Annotated in this window: 14 protein-coding genes; 3 read left to right on the forward strand and 11 right to left on the reverse strand. The window is 45.2% G+C overall.

What is annotated here, in order from left to right; all coding sequences use genetic code 11:
- Positions 1-17: 17 nt before the first annotated feature.
- The 5 genes from AC1DLM_RS08670 to AC1DLM_RS08690 form a co-directional block, all read right to left on the reverse strand.
- Positions 18-974 carry an ABC transporter permease gene (locus AC1DLM_RS08670; protein ID WP_441989772.1) on the reverse strand — a complete coding sequence of 319 codons (957 nt, stop codon included), beginning with the start codon at positions 972-974 and terminating at the stop codon, positions 18-20.
- A gap of 129 nt (positions 975-1,103) precedes the next feature.
- Positions 1,104-3,659, reverse strand: coding sequence for a cache domain-containing sensor histidine kinase (locus AC1DLM_RS08675; RefSeq protein ID WP_477569742.1), 2,556 nt, complete (start codon positions 3,657-3,659; stop codon positions 1,104-1,106).
- 212 nt (positions 3,660-3,871) lie between these two features.
- Positions 3,872-5,461: a response regulator transcription factor gene (locus AC1DLM_RS08680; RefSeq protein ID WP_477569743.1), complete on the reverse strand. Its 1,590-nt coding sequence runs from the start codon at positions 5,459-5,461 to the stop codon at positions 3,872-3,874.
- Between the two features lie 105 nt (positions 5,462-5,566).
- Positions 5,567-6,649 carry a Gfo/Idh/MocA family protein gene (locus AC1DLM_RS08685; RefSeq protein WP_477569744.1) on the reverse strand — a complete coding sequence of 361 codons (1,083 nt, stop codon included), beginning with the start codon at positions 6,647-6,649 and terminating at the stop codon, positions 5,567-5,569.
- 18 nt (positions 6,650-6,667) lie between these two features.
- Entirely contained in the window at positions 6,668-7,756 is a 1,089-nt protein-coding gene (locus tag AC1DLM_RS08690) for a Gfo/Idh/MocA family protein (protein WP_441989776.1), read from the reverse strand.
- Between the two features lie 1,033 nt (positions 7,757-8,789).
- Between AC1DLM_RS08690 and AC1DLM_RS08695 the strand changes: the two genes are divergently transcribed.
- From AC1DLM_RS08695 to AC1DLM_RS08705, 3 genes are read left to right on the forward strand one after another with little or no spacing between them, the layout of a single operon-like run.
- A complete protein-coding gene (locus tag AC1DLM_RS08695; protein WP_477569745.1) occupies positions 8,790-9,839 on the forward strand; it encodes a GntR family transcriptional regulator in 1,050 nt (349 codons plus the stop codon).
- Positions 9,832-11,310, forward strand: a complete 1,479-nt coding sequence (locus tag AC1DLM_RS08700; protein ID WP_441989778.1) for an alpha-N-arabinofuranosidase — start codon at positions 9,832-9,834, stop codon at positions 11,308-11,310. The genes AC1DLM_RS08695 and AC1DLM_RS08700 overlap by 8 nt, the downstream gene beginning before the upstream one ends.
- 12 nt (positions 11,311-11,322) lie before the next feature.
- Positions 11,323-11,610, forward strand: a complete 288-nt coding sequence (locus AC1DLM_RS08705) for a DUF6171 family protein (RefSeq protein ID WP_441989779.1) — start codon at positions 11,323-11,325, stop codon at positions 11,608-11,610.
- A gap of 62 nt (positions 11,611-11,672) precedes the next feature.
- Here the strand turns inward: AC1DLM_RS08705 and AC1DLM_RS08710 are convergent, their stop codons facing one another.
- The 6 genes from AC1DLM_RS08710 to AC1DLM_RS08735 form a co-directional block, all read right to left on the reverse strand.
- The gene (locus AC1DLM_RS08710; protein WP_477569746.1) at positions 11,673-12,515 is read right to left on the reverse strand and encodes a phytanoyl-CoA dioxygenase family protein; all 843 of its coding nucleotides are present in this window, start codon (positions 12,513-12,515) and stop codon (positions 11,673-11,675) included.
- Positions 12,516-12,626: 111 nt separating this feature from the next.
- Positions 12,627-14,366, reverse strand: coding sequence for a DUF5107 domain-containing protein (locus AC1DLM_RS08715; protein ID WP_477569747.1), 1,740 nt, complete (start codon positions 14,364-14,366; stop codon positions 12,627-12,629).
- Between the two features lie 46 nt (positions 14,367-14,412).
- Positions 14,413-15,852, reverse strand: a complete 1,440-nt coding sequence (locus AC1DLM_RS08720; RefSeq protein WP_477569748.1) for a hypothetical protein — start codon at positions 15,850-15,852, stop codon at positions 14,413-14,415.
- 14 nt (positions 15,853-15,866) lie between these two features.
- Entirely contained in the window at positions 15,867-18,581 is a 2,715-nt protein-coding gene (locus AC1DLM_RS08725; protein WP_477569749.1) for a right-handed parallel beta-helix repeat-containing protein, read from the reverse strand.
- Positions 18,582-18,598: 17 nt separating this feature from the next.
- Positions 18,599-19,501 (reverse strand): aldo/keto reductase, encoded by a 903-nt coding sequence (locus AC1DLM_RS08730; protein ID WP_477569750.1) that lies wholly within the window; start codon positions 19,499-19,501, stop codon positions 18,599-18,601.
- A 34-nt stretch (positions 19,502-19,535) separates the two neighbouring features.
- Positions 19,536-20,879 (reverse strand): DUF455 family protein, encoded by a 1,344-nt coding sequence (locus AC1DLM_RS08735; protein ID WP_477569751.1) that lies wholly within the window; start codon positions 20,877-20,879, stop codon positions 19,536-19,538.
- Positions 20,880-20,902 lie beyond the last annotated feature (23 nt).

Here is a 20,902-nt window from a genome sequence, read left to right on the forward strand (position 1 = left end):
CCCCTGTTTCCTCCTTCCTACCAAATGCCATGTTCGCTTCGTTTGCGGATTATCGCATTCGCCCCCAAAATGAGGATCACGCCCACTACATTTTTGAATAAACCGACCGCGGTCGCATAGTCCAACTGAAACTGCTCAAGGCCCTTCCGGTACACGTACGTATCGATGATGTCGGCGACCTCGTAAACGACCGGATTGTAAAGGTTTAGAATCTGATCGAAACCCGCATTCAAAATATTACCCAGGTTTAGTATGAACAAGATGACGATCATTGGAACAAGCGACGGAACTGTAATATGCAACATCTTCTTGAATCGTCCAGCCCCGTCTACATCTGCCGCTTCGTAAAGATCAGGATTGATCGAAGAAATAGCCGCTAGATAAATGATGGCCCCCCAACCGATCTCTTTCCATACATCCGTTAAAAGTAACATGGGAACAAAGTAGTGAGTGTCAGATAAAAAATTGACCGGAGTCCCCCCGAGTGCATGGATGAAATAATTGATAATCCCCCTTTGAGGGGAAAGCACCTCGCCTACCATGGACCCTAGGATGACCCAAGACATAAAATGCGGCAAATAAGAAACGGATTGCGCCACTTTTTTAAACAGTACACTCTTGACTTCGTTCAGCAGCACAGCCAAAACAATGGGAGCTGGAAAAGCCACAATAAGCTTTAACAAACTGATAATCAACGTATTTTTCAAAGCTCGGATAAACAGGGAATCGTGAAACAAGTTTTTGAAGTGTGCAAAATCATTCCATGGGCTCTTCCAAATCCCCAAACCAGGTGAAAACTTCTTGAAAGCCACTAGAATACCGTAAAGAGGAACATAATGAAAAATGAATAACAAAATCATCGGAAGCAGCATCATGAGGTAAAGCGTTTTCATTTTCTTTGCTCTTGTCCAGTTTACATTTATTTTTCGGGTAGATCGAATTTCGATTTCGACTTGCTGAAGGTCGGTTTCCATGGTTAAGCTGCCCCTCCTTTCCACGTTAATTTGGTAACGTTTACATTTCCAATTATAAAAAAAAGCAGCTTCGATTAGTGATACGATCTTTAGATGTTATACCACAATCTAAATATGTTTCCGCTGCATTTATTGATTTGCTGGGAGGAGGATCGTAACCATTGTACCCTCTCCATACCGGCTGTCTATGTTCAATCCGTAAGCTTCTCCGTAATTCAATTTGATCCGTGCATTGACATTGTAAATGCCAGCCTTCTTCACCCCGGGATCCGCAAGCTGTTTACGAACCTCCTGTAATTGTTCTTCCTGCATACCTAATGCATTATCCTTTACGATAATACAAATCGCATCCTCTTGCAGCAGAACGGAAATTTCAATCGTTACATGTTTTCTGGTTTGCCGTGCCCCATGATGAATGGCGTTTTCAATAAGCGGCTGCAKGATCAGCTTCAAAGCACCGCAATCCATCACGTCATCATCGATGTGCCAAATACATTGAAAATTATCGTATCTACAGGACATGATGTCTATATAGGCTTTGTTATACTTAATTTCATCTTTCATTCGAATCATCTGTTCGCGATTCGTAATATAACGAAATAGCCGGCTCAGCGAGCTGATCATCTCAACAGCCTTCTCCACTTCCTTCGTCACGACAAGATAAATGAGATTATCCAAAGTATTGTACAGAAAATGCGGGTTGATTTGTGATTGTAAGGCGATCATTTGAATTTCTTTCTTCTCATATTCCAGTTTGACTCGTTCTTGACCCGCAACTAATGTTTCATGAACCAGATCATCTATTCTTCTGACCATTTGGCTGAAATTACTGCTCAACAGGTCCACTTCGTCAATTCCGGATACACTCTCCAGCGCGATACGATGGCTTTCTCCCAATTCGAATTCATTCAACATTTGGTTCAGTTTACCGAGCGGTTTCAGCATACGCTGCGACATATAAAATGAAAACAGCAGCATGAGAAGAAAAATGAGAAAGAAAATATAAGAATTGCTTAAAAACAAGTCGATGACCTGCTGCTGCACATCCGAATCATTGTACTTGGAAATGAACCTCCAGGGGACACCACTGATTTCCTTCACGAAAACAAAATATTTCCCACCGTAGGATCCCTCATGCTGCAAATGGCCTCCACTCGTAATCGGTAAATCCAAAATCCTTCCGATTTGCCCGGTAACAGGATKGGAGACAACCCTATTCTCTCGATCGAGAATAAACGATTCACTACCGTATTGTTTAAATTCACCATATAGATTGGACAGGAATCCGCTATCCAAATCTACCGTGATATAGCCTACAATTTCCGGAAATCTATCCAGCGAGATAATCGGCATCCCCAATACGATGGAAGCGTTACCAAAGTCGTCTTTCGTCAAATGATAACTGATCATCCTGCCTGATGTTTTCATTACATTGTAAAAAGCAGGGTCTAGCTCCCCGATTTGTTTATATTTATTAGAAAAAATTAAGCTGTTGGAGCGGTCATAGATACTGATGACATCCCGATTCRATCCCAAATCATGATTCTCATAAAGCAGTTCTTTTTCCAACGTTCTCGAATCCTTAGCCGCAATATCCTCCTGAACGGCTGTATCCAACGAAATTCGGGCCATCAGCACTTCTTTTTGATTGATATCATGCTCTAAATGACTAGCTGTTTCCTCAAATAACGAATAATGGCTCTTTTTCAAATCGTCAACCGCAATTTTCGAGGTTTGCCAATAAAAAACAACTATGTACACAATTAGAGGCAGCAATATGGTGATGATAAAATACAGCAAAAAGCGGTCTCTAAGATTTAAATGGCTTTTGCCAATTGTCGTTAATTCCTTATAATCATTCCCTTGATTTTTGGCAAAATCGTACGTCTTGAATAACCTCATTACCTTATAAACAGGACTCAGGACTTTGTTTGAGATCACTCTGGAGGACACAAAGGAAACCAAAACGGCCAACATAAAAGTTGCGGCAGTCAGCTTAGCCATAAAGATGAGCTGTTCGTAATAAAAGTCCATCCGGTCCAAATATACCAGCTGAAAATCATTAAAAGGAATGGTTGTATAATGAGCCTCCAGTCCTTTTTCCGTATGAAATACGAAGCCATCTTTGGGGTCCGTGACGCCTTTCAGCTCATTGACAACAGATGGCAGATCCTCACTCCCGCTGAAAATCAAATGGTGGTTGGTGTCAAACAGTGATATATTCTCGTTGTAAGGAATGGCTTCCTTCAAATAATGAGGGTTTAGAAGAATCAATATAACTCCGTTATTGCCCTCTTCGCTGCCCATGATATTTGCTGCAAAAAACATTTGCGTATCCAATGCTTTTATCGCATCCGTCATTCCTTTTCTTTGATCGGACCCGTAGGGCGGAATGATGCTTTCGGAGGCTTTCCCCAGAAGTACCAAGTTACGTTCCTTCTCCAATCGGCTTCCCACTTGGATCCCGTTGAGCTCGAAATTCAAATATTGGTGGTCAGAACTGAATTGACTTTGGGAAGTAATCACTAATATAGAGTCAATGAAATCATTTTCTTGTCTAATGTTGTACAAATATTTCTCAAAATCCTTAGATAGACGGTATTTATCGATCGTATTTGTATGGGAATTGCTTAAGTCCTGCATATAGCCAGTAAGTCGCTCATTCGTCGTTAAATGGTTTATCATAAAATAAATGTTACTTAAGCTCGTGTTTAACTCAAAGGAAATTTGGTTCATGCGAGTGCTTATGACAAACTCCTTTTTTTCCTCAATAAAATGTTTGATTTTAACAAAAAAAACACTGCTTAGTAACAATAATAAAATGAGCATAGCGCTTAAAGAAAACAACATCAGAAAATTTCGAAATGAAATCTTCCGAAATCCATTCATCATCCAATTCATAATAAGTCCCCACTCTGTGAGCAAGTATGGTTGGACCTAAATACAAGAGGTTTGACGCCAATCACTTTCTTAAAAACCTTATTAAAATAAGAATGATTATGGAAACCGACCATGACAGAAATATCCTTTATCTTACAATCCTTGTTTCTTAACATTTCCACGGCCTTACGAACCCTAACTTCATTGATATAATCGATAAAGTTATGTCCGGTCTCTTTTTTGAATATCGAACTGAAATAGGCTGGATGAATAAATAATTGCCCGGCCATTTGATCCAAGGTGATTTTTTCTGAATAATTGTTGTGTACGTGTTGTTTGGCAAGTTGCACGTAACGGTTTTCATCTCTCTCCTCAATAGGAGCGTCCGAAATCTTTTCAATTGTTTGTTTCAGCCATTTTTTCAAATCGCCGAGGGATTGGACATCGTATATATGCTCTAAAGCCTGCTTTTTATCCAAAGAAGGTATCGGCAGCCCTTTTTCTTTGGCTCTCAGTGGTAGAGTTAGGATAATTTCCGAAAATGCAATTCTGATTTCCTCTATTTTCAAACGCTTACCTTGTTCTAAAGCATCAAAAAAATCACGTAGATTGGAAGCAACTTCATCTTTATGGCGGGAAAGGACAGATTGCATTAATCTATCCATAATGATGTTTAAATGCTCATTTGCTTGCTCCGTGAAAGTTTCATCCGAACCCGTTACTAATAAATCCTGGTAGAATAGTACTGAATGATGAACATCGAAGTATTTATAACTAAAAGCATATATCGCTTGATTGAAAGAAGTGCAGATTTGTTCTGGCCCMTTGATCATGTTGCCGACGCTGATCGACAGCGAGCATTCTTTTCCAAACCCCGACATGATCGACGCTTTTAGCAAATCGTAATAATCTTCAATCTTTCCCTTAAGATCGTATTTACTGATCGGCCTCGTATCATGCGCAAACAGAATCAATTGGTTACCATAAAATAATACCGAGGTATGGCTTTCTTTCCAATATTCCGTCGTCTTTTCAGCGATAAAACTCCGAATGGACAAGCCTAAATCCGCTTCAAACCATTTTCCAAACGAACAAACAATGACCCTCATATAATCTCGAAGCCAAGGCTCATCATACTGATGTACGTTTTCGCCTTTGACTAGGTCAATTAACATCGATTCTTCAAGTATACCCGGAATTCCGATCTTTTTACTGTATGCCATTTCTTCATCTATCTTTAACTCGATGGCGAGGCCGCTCATCGCATCAACGATCTCATCTTTCATTACAGGCTTCAATAGGTATCCTTTTATTCCGTAACGTATGGCTTCCTGTGCATATTTAAAATCATCATAGGCTGAGAGGATTAGAACTTTAATATGGGGATACGTTTCTTGAATGGCTTTGGCAAGCTCCAGTCCATTCATTTCCGGCATCCGAATATCTGTTAAAACCACATGAGGAAGATACTCCTTAATAAGTTCAAGCGCTTCCTGACCATCACCGGCCGAGCCTATGACTTGAAATCCGGCTTCATTCCACGGAAACGATTTGACCAATCTTTCCCTGATGTTTTTCTCATCATCCACTACTAAAACTTTATACATAAGCCTCGCCCCCGTGTCATAGCTTACGATCTATTTAAGAAAAAAAAATCCTTCAAGCCCACTCTGCTTGAAAGAATCGAAATAATCCTCTTATCCTTAACGGGATCATATCCAGGATTGCTCCTTAAGTGAGAGCATTGCGGCCTCAGCGGTCGCGATTGAAGAGCGCGCTGCAGTCCCGTCGAAAAGAGTGATATACGCCGGATCCACCTGCTTGCCTGAAATCKCATCGCGAAAGCAAACCATTTCCAATCTCATCGGTTGCCTTAAAAAAAGAGGCGGTCGGATTGTCGGGCTTGTGTATACAATTTTACCCTCCATTTGCCTGTAGCCGCTGGCACGGTCCTCATCTTCATCCCTTTGTCCGTTAATGCCAAACGTTTCAATCCCGTTTTTTGTTTGAACGACGATTTCAGATCGTTTAAAGTCAAAGAGTACAGCGCCTTCCGTCCCGTTGATTTTGACAAAGTGCTCGCCCCATCTGAACCCTGAACCATATTGCATCGTACCTAAAGCTCCGTTTGAAAACTCCATCGTCAACATCAAGTGATCCGGTTTGCTCGAAACATTATGTGCTGGTTCCACGCATGAACTCGCCAAAAATACGGAAACAGTCGCCCCAAGAAACGTTTGCACAAGATCCAGCTCGTGAATGAAATGAAACAAATCCCCTCMGGTCTTTACTTGATCATGCTTCCAGCCGCTTCCAGCTTGCTTATCCTGCCAACCTGTCCGTTCCGCGTGCGATATGATCGGTTTTCCGATTCCACCGGTAGCAATCAATCGCTTGACTTGACGTACTCCACTCATGAAATGAAGGATGTGTCCGGCCATCATATGAACCGAGGATTTCCGGCAAGATTCCATCATTTCCTCGCAATCAGAATAAGACAGCGCCACGGGCTTTTCGCAAAACACGTGTTTTCCATGCTGAGCCGCAAGTATGACGTGCTGCTTGTGAAGGTAATTCGGACTTGCCACAATGACCGCATCCACATCATCGCGGGCGACCAGCTCTTCGACGCTTGCCGCTGTTTCACAATGCAGCTCTTCCGATAGAAGCTTGGCGCTATCATCCTCTCCGCCAACTACAGCGACCGTTCTCGTTCCTTCCAAGTCATTCAATATTCTGGCAAATTCAGCTCCAAAATTCCCGCATCCGATAACGCCAAACCTCAACAAAGACATAGCTTTACCTCCCTTGTTCTATGGCAACGAGACCCATTTCTTCTCTCGAAGAGAAGTGATAGCCGCCTCGGCTGTAGCAATAGATGTTGTAGCTGCAGTTCCATCAAATAAGGATCGCAAGCTTTCCTGTACCGGCTTCCCTTGCACGGCGTCGCGGAACGCCGCCATTTCCTTCTCGATCAGCGTCACTAGCCATCCCGGCGCCCTCGAAGCAGCAGTCCCATAGGCTACACCACCATCGACTTTTTGATACGACTGCGCACGTTCCCGATCCTCCTCGGCGGATTCATTCAAATTGCGGGTGTCGACATGTCCACCTTTATTCAACTGGACCTTTGAGTTTTGCAAATCGAGAAGAATGGCGCCTTCCGTACCGTTAATTTTGACAAAGTGTCCACCCCAACGAAATCCAGAGCCGTATTGCATCGTGCCGAGCGTGCCGCCTGCGAATTTCAATGTCAGCAACAAGACATCCTCTTCGTCGCCGAAGCCTTCACCATGATGTGCCAAGTTGCCTCCGGCCATGCAAACCGAAACCGCCGGTCCCATTATGGCTTGTACAAAATCAAGCTCGTGAATGTGGTGAAACAGATGCCCTCCGGAGGTCGCATTGTTTTTCTTCCAGCAGACGGTTGTCTGCTTGTCCTCCCAGCCGGTTCGTTCCGAATGGCAAACGATTGGTCGACCGATCTCACCATCTGCAATCCATTGTTTTACTTGGCTTACGCCGTTCATAAAATGCATGATATGACCCGCCATAAACACAACGCCGGACTCCCGGCACGCCTCGACCATATCTTCGCAATCGCTCAACGTAAGGGCGATCGGTTTTTCGCAAAAAACATGCTTTCCCTGCTTCGCAGCTTGAATAACCGGTTCTTTATGAATATTATTCGGGGAGGCCACTATAATCGCATCGATATTATCCCGATTTACCAAGTCCTCCAAGCGATCAATCGCTTCACATTGCAGCTCCTCGGACAACGAGGCCGCCCTGCTTCCTCCATGAACGGCAACAACCCGCGCCCCCTCTAAGCGATTCAATGCCCTCGCTAGCTCCCCGCCAAAATAGCCGCTGCCAACAACTCCAAAACGAACAATTTTCATCCCTTTATCCCCTCTGCAATGATTTAAAAACTGCTCAAAAATGTTGTGCGGATCGTTATCGTAGAGTCCGCCAATGATATGACCTTGATTTATATTGTTGAAAACGCTGCCATTTTCCGAAAGCCCGCTGCATAAATAACAGTATCATGAATTTTGAATATTGTAAATTATTTTCGTTACCATTATAATTTCGGAAAATATTTTCATTTACATGCATATTTATCTAGCCTGAAGTGTTAGTATTGATCATTTTTTCTTCCTGTTCCCTTTTCGTGCCGAACTATACCCAAAAATTAATTTTTCTTGTTCATCTTTTGGTAAGCATCCTGGACTAACAATAAGAAAAACCGTCAGGAAAGTTCATCCTAACAGTCCTTTTAGGTTGTACGTACATCGGTAATTCTGTACTCATATCCACGAATACCTTAGTATTACTCTGCATACATGGCCCCTTCACATCTTTCTCATGTGAATTGCGGGGGGACCGTAGGATCACCTTGATCCATTCTGTCAAAATCCTGCACAACTTTAAGCGGTATGTTTTCGCTCTCCAAACAGGTCAAACATATATACTTCACTGTCTGCTTCGACAGTAGATAATTGCTTACTGACAACTGTGGTTTTTTTTGTTTTTTGTTTTCTTGCTTCCCTGTGAGATCTCGTATCATCCTTTCCAAACAATCTCTAGCTGCTTTATTTACATTCCGTAGTTATGAAACAATTCAAATTTTGAATAAAATGACATTTTATGTTCAATTTTCAATCACCTAGCTTACAAGTAGAAATACCAAATTTCTGGACATAAATCAAACCAAAAATAATCTCAAAAAAATGCAAAAAAGCCTGCACCATCGAGGCATGAGCTTAACGACATTTATGTTCAAATACAACGACATTTCACCTTCCAATCAGCGACATTTTAAGTTACAGTTCACACAAAAAAATAATCCTAGACTCCCCCACACCTCTCGTGGTATCTTATTGGTATTATATAGATTCAAAATGGTATCACCCAGAATGGTGGTTTGGTCACATGGAGAAATCTCCACTTATCAAAGAAAGACTTATCGAACAACTTCGTGTGCAAATTCGATCCATACAAAAGGATCAGCTCGTCAAAATTCCATCTGAGCGAGATTTGGCCGAAACCTTCGAAGCAAGCAGGGTAAGCGTGCGCGCAGCGATCAAGACCTTAGTCCAAGAAGGCCTTCTTGTTCAACTAATTGGCAAAGGAACCTACATCGTTCCGGCTGTGCTTTTGGACACTTTATATGTCATGTGTTCATCCGATATCAAAGGAAATGACCCCTACTACACGAATTTCCTTGTCGAAATTACGAATTTAGCTGCCAAGCAAGCTATCAAAATTTCCATGGTGCACCCCGATCTGCCGCGCGAAATTGCACCTAAGAGTCCGCTCATTCTAATCGGACAGATGGATGACGAGCAATTAGATCGGCTCAAGACGACGGCTGGTCAACTTTTCTCCATTCAGCGCTATGCCCACCGAGAAGATATCATCCAAATATATTTTGATGATGATCGGATCGGCAGCAAAGCGGCCAAAACGCTGTACGATGCAGGACATCGCTCGTTCACCCTGTTGGCAGGGCCAGATAAGTACGATTCTTCTCGGCTTCGTAAACAAGGCTTCCTTGCCTACTGTCAGACGAAAGACGTACAAGTCCAAGTCATCACGGAGAAAATGAACTGGGAAGGCGGCCGCCGAGCAGCGGACCTTCTGCTTACAGCTGAGCTGCCGAATGCGATTTTCGCCGTGAATGATTGGATGGCTGCCGGTTGCATGCAGGGCCTTAGAGAGAATGGCCGCGCCATTCCGGACGACGTATCCATCATTGGCTGTGATGATATTCCGCTTGCCGCTCAAATATCACCAAGGCTGACGACATTTAGCTTGGATGCCAAGCATCTCGTCGAGGAACTGCTTTCCGCCATTCACCGTCATCATGCGGATGCTTCAAACAGCAAGGAGCAAATCATACTTTCGGCTGCAATGATCAGTCGAGAGTCGGTTTCCCATATTAATTTGAAACACGAAGGAGTAGATACCTTTCATGGCTAAGCTGACGATTCACGCGGATTCACCACTGCAAACGATTAATCGAAATATTTACGGTCATTTCTCTGAGCATCTAGGACGTTGTATTTATGAGGGCATCTGGGTTGGACTCGACTCTCCTATTCCCAATACAGAAGGTATGCGTAACGATGTTCTTGAAGCGCTGAAAAAACTGCAAATTCCGGTTCTCCGCTGGCCTGGCGGCTGCTTTGCTGATGAGTATCACTGGAAAGATGGTGTCGGCCCAGCAGAGAAACGTAAGCGGATGATCAATACGCACTGGGGCGGTGTTCTCGAGAATAACCATTTCGGTACGCACGAGTTCCTACGTTTATGCGAATTGATTGGCGCTGAACCTTATATTAGCGGTAATGTTGGAAGCGGTACCGTGGCGGAAATGTCGGAATGGGTCGAATATATGACTTTCGACGGCGAGTCCCCGATGGCGAACTGGCGTCAAGAAAACGGCCGTGAGAAGCCGTGGAAGCTCACATATTTTGGCGTAGGCAACGAGAATTGGGGCTGTGGTGGCGACATGCGTCCTGAATACTATGCTGATTTATATCGTAGATACGCTTGCTATGTAAGGAACTACGGGGATAATAAGATTTTCAAAATCGCCTGTGGCGCCAATAGCGCTGATTACAATTGGACCGAAGTCTTGATGCGCGAAGCGACGAAATATATGGATGGTATCAGTCTTCATTACTATACCTTGCCTACTGGCGTCTGGAAAGATAAAGGCTCAGCAACAGATTTCAATGAACAAGACTGGTTCAACACGCTAGAGAAAACCCTATACATGGATGAACTTATTACTCGTCATTCGGCCATAATGAACACCTATGATCCTGACAAAAGAGTCGCCTTAATCGTGGACGAATGGGGCACTTGGTACAATGTAGAGCCTGGCACGAACCCTGGATTCCTTTATCAGCAAAATACGATTCGCGATGCGCTCGTCGCAGGCGTTAATTTAAATCTTTTCCATCACCACAGTGATCGTGTACGTATGGCCAATATTGCGCAGGTTGTCAATGTATTGCAATCGGTCATTCTTACAGAGGGTGCAGATATGCTGCTTACTCCGACTTATCATGTGTTCGATATGTACAAAGTGCATCAAGATGCCAGCTATATTGCTACAGAAGCGGTGAGCCCTTCCTATGAAATGGATGGCAAACAAATCGATCAACTTAGCGCATCCGCTTCATTAAATGCAGACAACCAGCTACATATATCCCTTTGTAATTTGCATCATGCCGAAACGCTTGAAGTCCAGTGCGACATCAAGGGACACTTTGGTAGAGCGATCTCAGGATTGGTTATCACCTCGGATACGATGGATGCGCACAATACGTTCGAAGAGCCTAATGCAGTGAACACACTACCTTTTACCGATTATCGGGTCGAAAATGACGTGCTGCTTGTGACCCTTCCTGCCCGCTCCGTGGTCACACTTTGTCTACAGTAGGAGTGCTGCGTAATGGATACTTCAGCTAGAACACGTTCAGAAGCCGGTTCAGATTGCAAAGGGTGTTCAGCCTCTGTTCACGTGACACCTGAAGAAATCGCCCAGCTTTTCGGCGAAACGCTACGTGTGCGTAACCTGAAGCTGACAACGGAGGCCGAATATGATCGCCGTATCGCGGTCTGCACCAGCTGCAGCGACTATCATTACGGTACAACTTGCCGCCATTGCGGCTGCTTGATGGGTATCAAAGCTAAACTTAGCAGCGCGCGCTGCCCTTCCCCACATGGGAGCAAGTGGTAACCTGGCACGCTTAAACAAAAGATCGCTTCCTCACTTAAACAGTGGGCAAGCGATCTTTATACTTATTTGCGGCTATATAACAATGGATTCAGCTCAGAAGCAGCTAGCTCCCCAGGCTGCAAGCCAGGGAACCACCTTTTCAAATCACTCTCACGTGCTTTACTATCCGGTTCTGCAATTCGCAAACCATCTGCATAATAAATGACGGTCATGACTTTGCGCATCGTATCCGTCGGATTTCCAGGGGCGCTATGCAGTGTCCATCCCGCATGAAACGTCGCATCCCCAGCAGCCATCGCACCGTGCGATTTGGTTTCGAACCCTTTCCCCTCGATATAGCCTGCCAGCGTACGATGGGATTCATCCGAAATAACCATCTTATTAATGTAGCCCATGAGATGAGATTCCGAAGCAAACGTCATCGACCCCACATCCTCCGAGATCGGCACAAGCGGMATCCACATTGTAATCGTCTTATCCGTATCAAGCGGCCAGTAAATTTGATCTTGATGCCAAGGCGTATGACCGCCGTGCGGTTCCTTAAACAACGCTTGATCATGATACATACGAACGCCATCAACGCCCATTAAGTCAGCGGCAATTTGGGCAAATCGCTTAGCAAAAACAAAACGTTGAATCGCTTCACTTTGTTCCCATAAATTCGAAATTTGGATAAACGCCTTCCCATACGTATCACGTTGATCCAGCGGTTTATCTTGGTTGTTCAACGTTTTCACCAAGTCGGAGATAATCGGTTCATAGATATTGATCTCGGCTTCGTTCGCTACTCCGCGAAGAACGATATGGCCATCTCGCTGATAGCTTTCCTGCTGCTCTTGCGACAACGTGTAACTGTCTTCTAACAATGGCAATGCGTGGACTTGATTCGCCTCTAGATTACTCATACGCTATGCACCTCAATTTGTCTATTTATAGCTTAATTATAGGATCCTCGTCCCTAATAATCTTTGTCAAACAAGGTTATTGATTTGTCAAAAACAACTGGATTTCAGACACTAGTCCTCTTGATATTCCCTATAAGCACCGAATTCAAATAAATCGTCCTCACCTAACGAAGAAGGCACCTCTCGGCTTGGATCACCCAGCCCCTCCATTATGCGAAGCCAGAGCTTCGTGCGTGCATAGCGCTGATGAACCAATTGGAAGACGGTATACTGAAGCAATTGTTTCGCTTCCTCGAATTTCCCTTGATCCACCAATAATGCTGCGCGCCGCTCCACTAACCATTCATCCTGCAAAGCACTCGTTTGAGCTAGCCAATATGCCCGCTCCTCAAGAGTTTCCGCTCCAATACCAGCTAAGGTCACATCTCTTTCAAACGTCACTTGCGGATGTAAAGCGAATACCCGTGAATGGATTCTCCGGTAACAAGCAGCAGCTTTGAATAAATCTCCTACATTTCGCCGATATAACCGAGCCGCCAGCGCCAATGCCCTGTCTTCTCCCGAAGCTTCAAGCTCCGTGAGTGCCTCGGCAATCCGGTCTTTCCCTGCATACCATGCACCTAATTGCATTTTCCATGAGGTGTATTGGTCTGGTTGAACCGCTGCTGCCCAACGAAGCGCATCCTCCAACTCTTCATAGCCAGATATGGCCCATCGATTATCGTCTAAGCCAGGAGGAAGAGGAAGAAGCTCCGGCTTCTGCTTACAGTAAGCCTCCACGACCCACTCCCATAGCTCCGATTCATGTGGGCGAGCAAAACCGAATAAGGGGATATGCCCTTGAGCTGGCAAATCAACAACAGGAACCGGCAAAGAATGAATGTCTAAGCGTCGATCCGTCGGAATCCAAAACTCCAAATGGACATGTGAAGCTCCAGGATCCAGCATGTTCTTAATCGATTGATCCATAATGGGTCCTGCTTGCATCTCTAGACACTGCTCCCCATTTATCGTGTATTGGGTAATCCACTTTTCATGTTTGCCAGTGCCATCCGACCATAATTTGATGCCAGGCGTTATCCGGTGGTCTGCGACATGGAATAAACCGCTTCCGATGCTTGGTGTATATACACCAAACGCCTGACAGTCCGGCTCGCGCCAGAAAAAACCGATCATCCGATCGATCTCCTCCTGCTTTCTCGTTCCCTCTATAGCCCAATCGATCGTTCTCATCTCATCTCCATGTGAAAGCACAGGTCCATTTGGAAACCAAAATTCAGTGTCCGCATGAGCGGGTACTCCAGCATTGGACCATGACATCCAGGGATGCGGCTCGGACGTGGGATTATAGAAATAGGTTCGTTGTGTCAAGAAATCATCGTCTTCCCCCAGTGAATACTCAACGGTCCACTGCATCCCAAAACGAGCTTCCCGCTCCCCGCACCAAATGAATAACCTATTGACTGTTGCTAAGGTTTGAAAGTGAACAGGCACGATCTGCACCGGTGAATGGGATATCGGGAAGCTAACTTCAATCCCCCCGCCAATAAAAAATTGCCTGGGCAGTATTCGTATGGGTCGGATCACTGGAATTGAATAAAGCGCCTCCTTGCCTGAAGCTTTATGGATTAAGGAATACACCTTGCCTCCCAGATCAGGACAAACAGTTACCTTTATTCGATCATTCTCCATGGTAAGGAACTGATACGTTTTGATGATAGGGCGGCGGCTCGTCTCTGCGTAACTCTCATAAGGATAAACCCCATCCGGATCTTGTGCGGTTGGAATAGGTCCAGCACTCACCATAGGGTGTGTTAGTAATACATCCATAAATGCTCGAATCTCCAGCATGCGACGATCCCCCTCCCTTGCAGATTTTTCAATACTGTCCATTCTACTAAGACCATAACCCCAAATAAGGTACTGAAGCTACCGATGACAGCTGTATATCTTGTTCCGTAAACTCGCCCTTCCGTAAGAATATACCCTCATCCGTCTTTACGAATACTGGCCGATTCGCGAAGTTAAAATGGCTGGGCAGATTACGCTCCCCGCCGACCCAGCTCATATCGCGGCCAAACCGCGGTTCATCCTTGTGCCCCAGCAGCTGATAGACATCCATGGACTGGTAATCCGTAATCGTCCAATGACGATTATGCTCCATCCATATGCAGTGGTCTCCAAGCAGGACGGAGATTTGATTGTATGGTTGGTTCATGTCGCGCCAAACGTCTTCATCTGCCCCATGGCGGGCGACTAAATATAATAAATCATGGCTGTGCCAGGCGCTGCTCGGGGCTATGTCCGCTTCATTGTGCCAACCTGTAGCGGAAGCAAAATACCCCCGAGGGTTCTGATAGGTCGCATAAGTGCGATCACATTTCTTTAGGAAGGCAGTGAGCTCTGCATCCTCCTGTTTTGCCAAGTACTGATAAATACCAAATAAGGACATGCCCATGCCGGCAATCAGCATGGGTTCATTGATTTTGACCCAACTGCTCCCGGAGTGATAATAGACGCGGTGCAGTCGAATTTGTCCTAAACTATCATACCAAGCTGAGCGTGCCAAATGGCGGCATAGCGCACCAGCTTGCTCCAAGTATTTCTTTTGCCCATACATCTCATAGGCCAATACAAGTGGCGCAATCAGCAGCCCGTAATATTCTGCTGGCTCTGTGCTTGATGCATCCCCAGCATATCTGTAAGAAGCCGTACAATTATGATCCGGAAGTCCGATAAAATGAAAATCCTTTATCATCTTATCCAGTTGACGTTGAAGCTCTGCACCCCACCGCTGATCATCGAAAACCTTCACGTATAGGAGCTTACCCCATAAACGGGCATATTCCTGATTGCTGATCGCTCTACCATTCGTATACATGATGCCAAAGGGATAATGCCTGTCACAGGCATCCATAGTAGCGGACATGCTGCTGCGTATTCGCTGCATATAGGCTTCGGGAAGCCAATCTTTCGCATACCAGGCTGTCAATCCAAGAGAAACGTTAGGCATCATATTATGAATTAATCCGACCGAAAGACTCTCACCCATTTGGAAGCCGATATGTGCATATTGACCATCCATTTGAAAAGATTCTGTTTGAAACTGTATGAGACGCAGCAAGGTATCTTCCAGTTCTGAATCCCGTTTCTGCTGCAGCATTAATGCTAAGGAGGGGAGCAGCGGACTAGCCCATGTGCTGTGACCGCATGTGAAATCACTCCATCTATACGGATTCGAGCCCCATACGGAATGATTATGAAACCCGTAAATCGCTCCATGATCCTGAACCCACGATAGTAACCAATTCGCTAACGCACCTGCATGGGGTTTCATTATCGCACCTCTTCTCAGATTTGCTGCGGTTTGATCCATAAACCACAATCATCTACATAAATATTGTGTCCTGGCAGCCCCATAACGGTTTGCCCTCCAAGATTCTCTATAGCCACTGTTGCAGATGTCCTACCCTCACCCGTCGTGAAATACAGCTCGGACATCGTGCTTTCCCAATTCCAGYGGTTCACGGTAAGTTGTACCTCTTCCGCATCATGTCCACTAACGGACATCCGGGCTGTGGCGGCACGAAACGAATTATGAATCACGAGATTATGAACCAAACACTGTCCTTCCCCTGAAAAAACCAAATACACATCATGCACGCCTCCAATGAGGCTGAGCGGTGTACCGAAGTAATTCCAAGTCGCATTATAATCCGTCTTTTGAACGATGGCTCCAATCAATTCGCCATTAAATCGATCGATCCTGACCTCAATCGTAACAGGGCCAATCATCTTATTTAACCCGATGGAAAGGATGTCATATTTACCTGGAGAACCGAAATCAATGTCCGAAAACTTTAACCACTCCTCAGATTTCCACGGGCCGACATATCGGACATCACGGTAAATAGCCCAATTGCCATCTGGCTCCTTATCCCACAATCCGTTAGAGGACCGTTCCGAATGCTCTGTCGCCAATCGGTACTCTCCTCCGGATTTGATGCCCGCATAAAACATATAAGTCGTATTCGGCTTTAATCCCTCAATGAATTGCTCGATACGATCTCCCGTATGAAGGACAGCAGCATATTTGTTGCTGCGAACTACTGACGGGTATGCACCATTCCTGCTATAATCCCATGCACACTCGAACACAATGCGGGGTGAGCCCGTGGCCGTCCTCCATGGAGCCAATGCACCCGTTTCGAAGCCACCATTACGGATTCGGCTTTCATGATCCAATGCGATGACCTTCCCTCCGGTTTCCTTGGTTTCCTTGGTTTCCTTGGTTTCCTGCGCACTGCTGAAATCATGTCCAGGAATCCAACCTTCTCCGCCCCATTCATATGCGCCCACATCCGGAGCTTCGCCTGTATAACTATCCGTCACGCCAGCTACAAAAGTCCCCTTTCCGATGACAGGTGATTCCGGACGAAGTCTGAAATCACCACGCTCTGCATCCACGAAGCACGGATCGACATCAAATCGGTTATGTGACACCACACTGTGGTTACCCCATCGGCGAATTTCTCCATCTGCAAAAAGATTGTTCACCATATGCGTACCGTACATATCATCGAAACAGAAGACCGAAGAATCCGCTATCGCCTTACGGTAAAACGTATTGTTATAAATGAGTGTTCGCTGAATGGGACGATTGAGCACCATGCCCCGTTCGGGAATGTTCCAAATCACGTTGCGAAAAAAGCTTACACCACTCGTCCAAGCATCCATGTAAAAACCAAAGCTAAGATGGTCAGATAGATTGTCATGCAGCCAATTATGATGAATTTGTGTGTTGTCAAAGTCATGGTTAAACAGGTAAATCATGCCTGAATCCTTAGTCAGCGCATTTGCAAAGGACACATCACAATATTCAATGACGGAACGCGCAAATACACCGGATATAGAAGTCCGGCCTCCCCTCGTTATGGTGCAGCGGCTTACTTTATGCTCAGAGCCTGTCAACCAGATCATGCTCGCATAGGATGCTTCAAAGTTGCCGTCATGAATATAACAATTCATTACTGCATTCCGTTCATCCGAAACATAAACGCCGATCCCTTCAAAATGGGAAATTTCACAATCGCGGATTAGATTATCCGATCCGCCAAGTTCAATGCCATGGGTCCGACCGTAAATCGTCTGACGGTACCCGAACGAGCGATCTAACCCATACATACGAGATTTCCGTATTTGACAGTGGCTCGCACCTTTCGTCGTAATCGATGCGCCTCGACAATCCACCCCGATAATCTGAATATGCTGCTTATTCCTCAAATCAAACGCATAGTCACGGCGCTTTGCCTCGACGATATGGCTGGATGGATGCCCCCCGCCTGGAGCAATGATATATAGCATCCTTTCGTCAGCATTGTAATACCATTCTTTTTCCGTATCCAACGCTTGCAATGTTCTTGTAATAAAATATAGGTTACCTGGCTGCGTATGGTAATGCTCTGCCGAGCTGACCCACTGATCATGATACAAAGTGCCGGCTTCGAAGCCTGTCACCCTTGCCGTTGACATAAAGTAGCTCACTCCGTTCACGCAAGCCACCATAGCTCCATCCCAGTGCCCGTCAGGAAATGCCTTCAAATCCTCATCATAAAGCGTGTAGGTTGGGTATTCATTAGTAGCTGCATCCACAACTGCATACTGCGACTTATCCAGTCGGTCTTTCAGACTCGGCCATTGTGCTTCCATGCCAAGCTCCTCATCGAAGAAAACCAGATTTCCGCTGCCATCAAGTAGATCCCACGTCACTTTCCCTTTATAAACTGAGCCTTTATGAGGCATCCATTCCGTTATCTCATCACAGCCGCTCACTACAACCCGCTCTCTCTGATAAGCTTCAAAACGGATAGGTGCGCCATCCTTGCCGCTATTCGCCGGAATGATCGTTTCCCGATAAGTGCCCTCCCGAATGTAACAAGTATCCCCAGCTTCCATCCTCTGAGCCGCTTGGCTGATCGTGCGAAATGGACTCTGCTCCGTGATTCCGTCATTGCTGTCATCACCATTTAGAGCAACGTAATAGCGGTTTTCCTTCATTTCTTCCATATTTCCCCCTCCTCTCCTTACATTAATTTCATCCCTTGAAATAAGGATAGAACCCTAGCTTCATGTTCAGATAATAAGCCTACCCCATCACAATAAGCAGCGTTTCTCGTTAATGAATCCACCGAAGTCGTACCTGTAAGCGTCACCGCAATATCAGGACATGAAAAACTAAATCTCATTGCAGGCTCTACTAGCCCATTGGGTTCGTTCTTATGCAGAAAATCCAGCTCATTCTTCCGCTTCATTGCTTCTTCCAGCAAAGCCGGATACTTAGCAAGAAATGGTGCCGGTCGTTCCGTCAAAATGCCCATTCCAAGCGGGCTCCCATGAATGACGCCGATATTCATCTCTCTTGCCAAAGGCAGCAGTACATCCTTGGCGGTATAGTCCACCAGCGTATACCTTCCGAAGGTTTGGATCGTATCGATAAGGCCATCCTGCACAAATGGAATTAGACGCTCAATATTTCCGGCATTTACCCCGATTGCACGAACAATCCCATCCTTTTTTAGCTTTAAGAATGCAGCCACAGTACCTTCCATTGCAGCTTCATAACTGACCGACTCCAGTTCGTGCAGCTGAATTAAATCAATATAATCCGTTTGCAGCCGCTTCAGGCTCTCTTCCACCGATTTCATGGTATTCTCATACGTATACGGCACTCCACGCATCACCGCTTTGGTCGCTAAAATGACTTGGTTTCGTTTCCCTTTCAGCCCCTGACCGATTCTCCTTTCACTTTCCCCTTGCCCATATAACGGTGCTGTATCTATAAAATTAATACCCAAATCAAGAGCGGCATCAATGACCCGAAACGCCTGTTCATCCGTCGTATCTCCAAAATCACCACCAAGCGGGGCCCCTCCGAGTCCTAACTTGGATACGCGGAAGTTCGTTTTACCTAATAGGGAATATTCCATGTTCACCACTCCTTGAACGACTGTCATGCTTCCATTAATATTTTGAATAAGACAGTTCAACCGTTGAAAACCCGCAGAATGCCGGAAAGTTCATGGCAATTTGCTGACGTTCCTCCAGCGGGACATCCAGATATTCCAAGCGGATTAATCTAGCTCTCTCCGAAAGCTTTTGCGCGGTAATGAGATCATTCTTTAATGTTTTGAAAAGCTCAGGGCCCCATCTTTTTCCAAAATCGACATGCATACGTTCATCCACCATATCAAATTCACAATGGATAGCAGAGAGCGCATCTCCAAACTCCCAGAAAGCTTCCGCTGCTTTACGCTTTTTGATAAATGAGCATGGCTCCGCAACCATCGTTAGACTGGCATACATATCCGCGTACCAGCTATCCTCAACCTGTTTGCCAGGACCGCTTTTGAAAAATTGAAACTGATCCAATGAATAACCAAGCTGAAAAAGCCTTCTTACCCCCATCGCAAAATGTCTGGTCTCATCCCACAAATGACGAGCTAAGTCAAAGTAAAATGCAAGAGGCATGTTCTGTACTGCGTAGTATAAATAACTTAAACTTTCCGCAGCAGACATTTCAGTAGCGTTAATATAATGCATCTGCTGAATGCTGTCCTGAAGAGGAGACATTCCTGGATCGGAATAAGCTTTCTTGTATTGATCTGGCTTGTGCGAATAGTGCGGGAACCTCGGATCGAGTTTGCCTTCCGCTGGTACTGGTCCTGCTGGCGGAGCACCCGGCGCAGGAGGCCATACCTGCCTACTTGAATAGGCATGCCAAAGATTCGACACATACAATTTCCAGTCTTGGAATATTTGCCGTCGTTGATCGCTTTCAGATGGAACAAATTGAAATTGTTTTCGCAACGTAGTTAAGAGCTCTTGCTTTTTTATAAGTAAAAGGTCAAGGACATCCATAGTAGGCGCATCCAAAATGGTGTCTAAACGAAGGGATAATTCCTCTATTCGGTCGTACAGATTCCGGACAAAAATGAAATAACTATAGAAAAACGTTTCTGAATTTGGCGCAAGTGATCCACGTTCATACAGCTCTCTTAAGGCTTGAGGTGATCTCTCCTTGAACCCCAACTTATCTGGAAGTTCCGCGATACGCTCGCTTAATTGCTTGGCATGCATGGCATGTAAATAACCAAAGCGGCCCAGTTGAATTTTTAACTCGTAGTCCTCCAAGGAAGGCATCCAACCAAATGCCAATCTGGATAGTTCGAAGCAGTTCCAAACGAGTTCTTTGAGGAGCTTAGCTGTGTCCTGTGGTCGCAGAAATTGTCCCACCTTGATATCCGAAAAAGAGGTCGATAGAAACTCCTCATGGTCTAACCTTGATTTATCTGGATGATTTGACATGTGACTCCCTCCCACTAAAAGTC

It is taken from the genome of Paenibacillus sp. 01T442, from assembly GCF_056398345.1.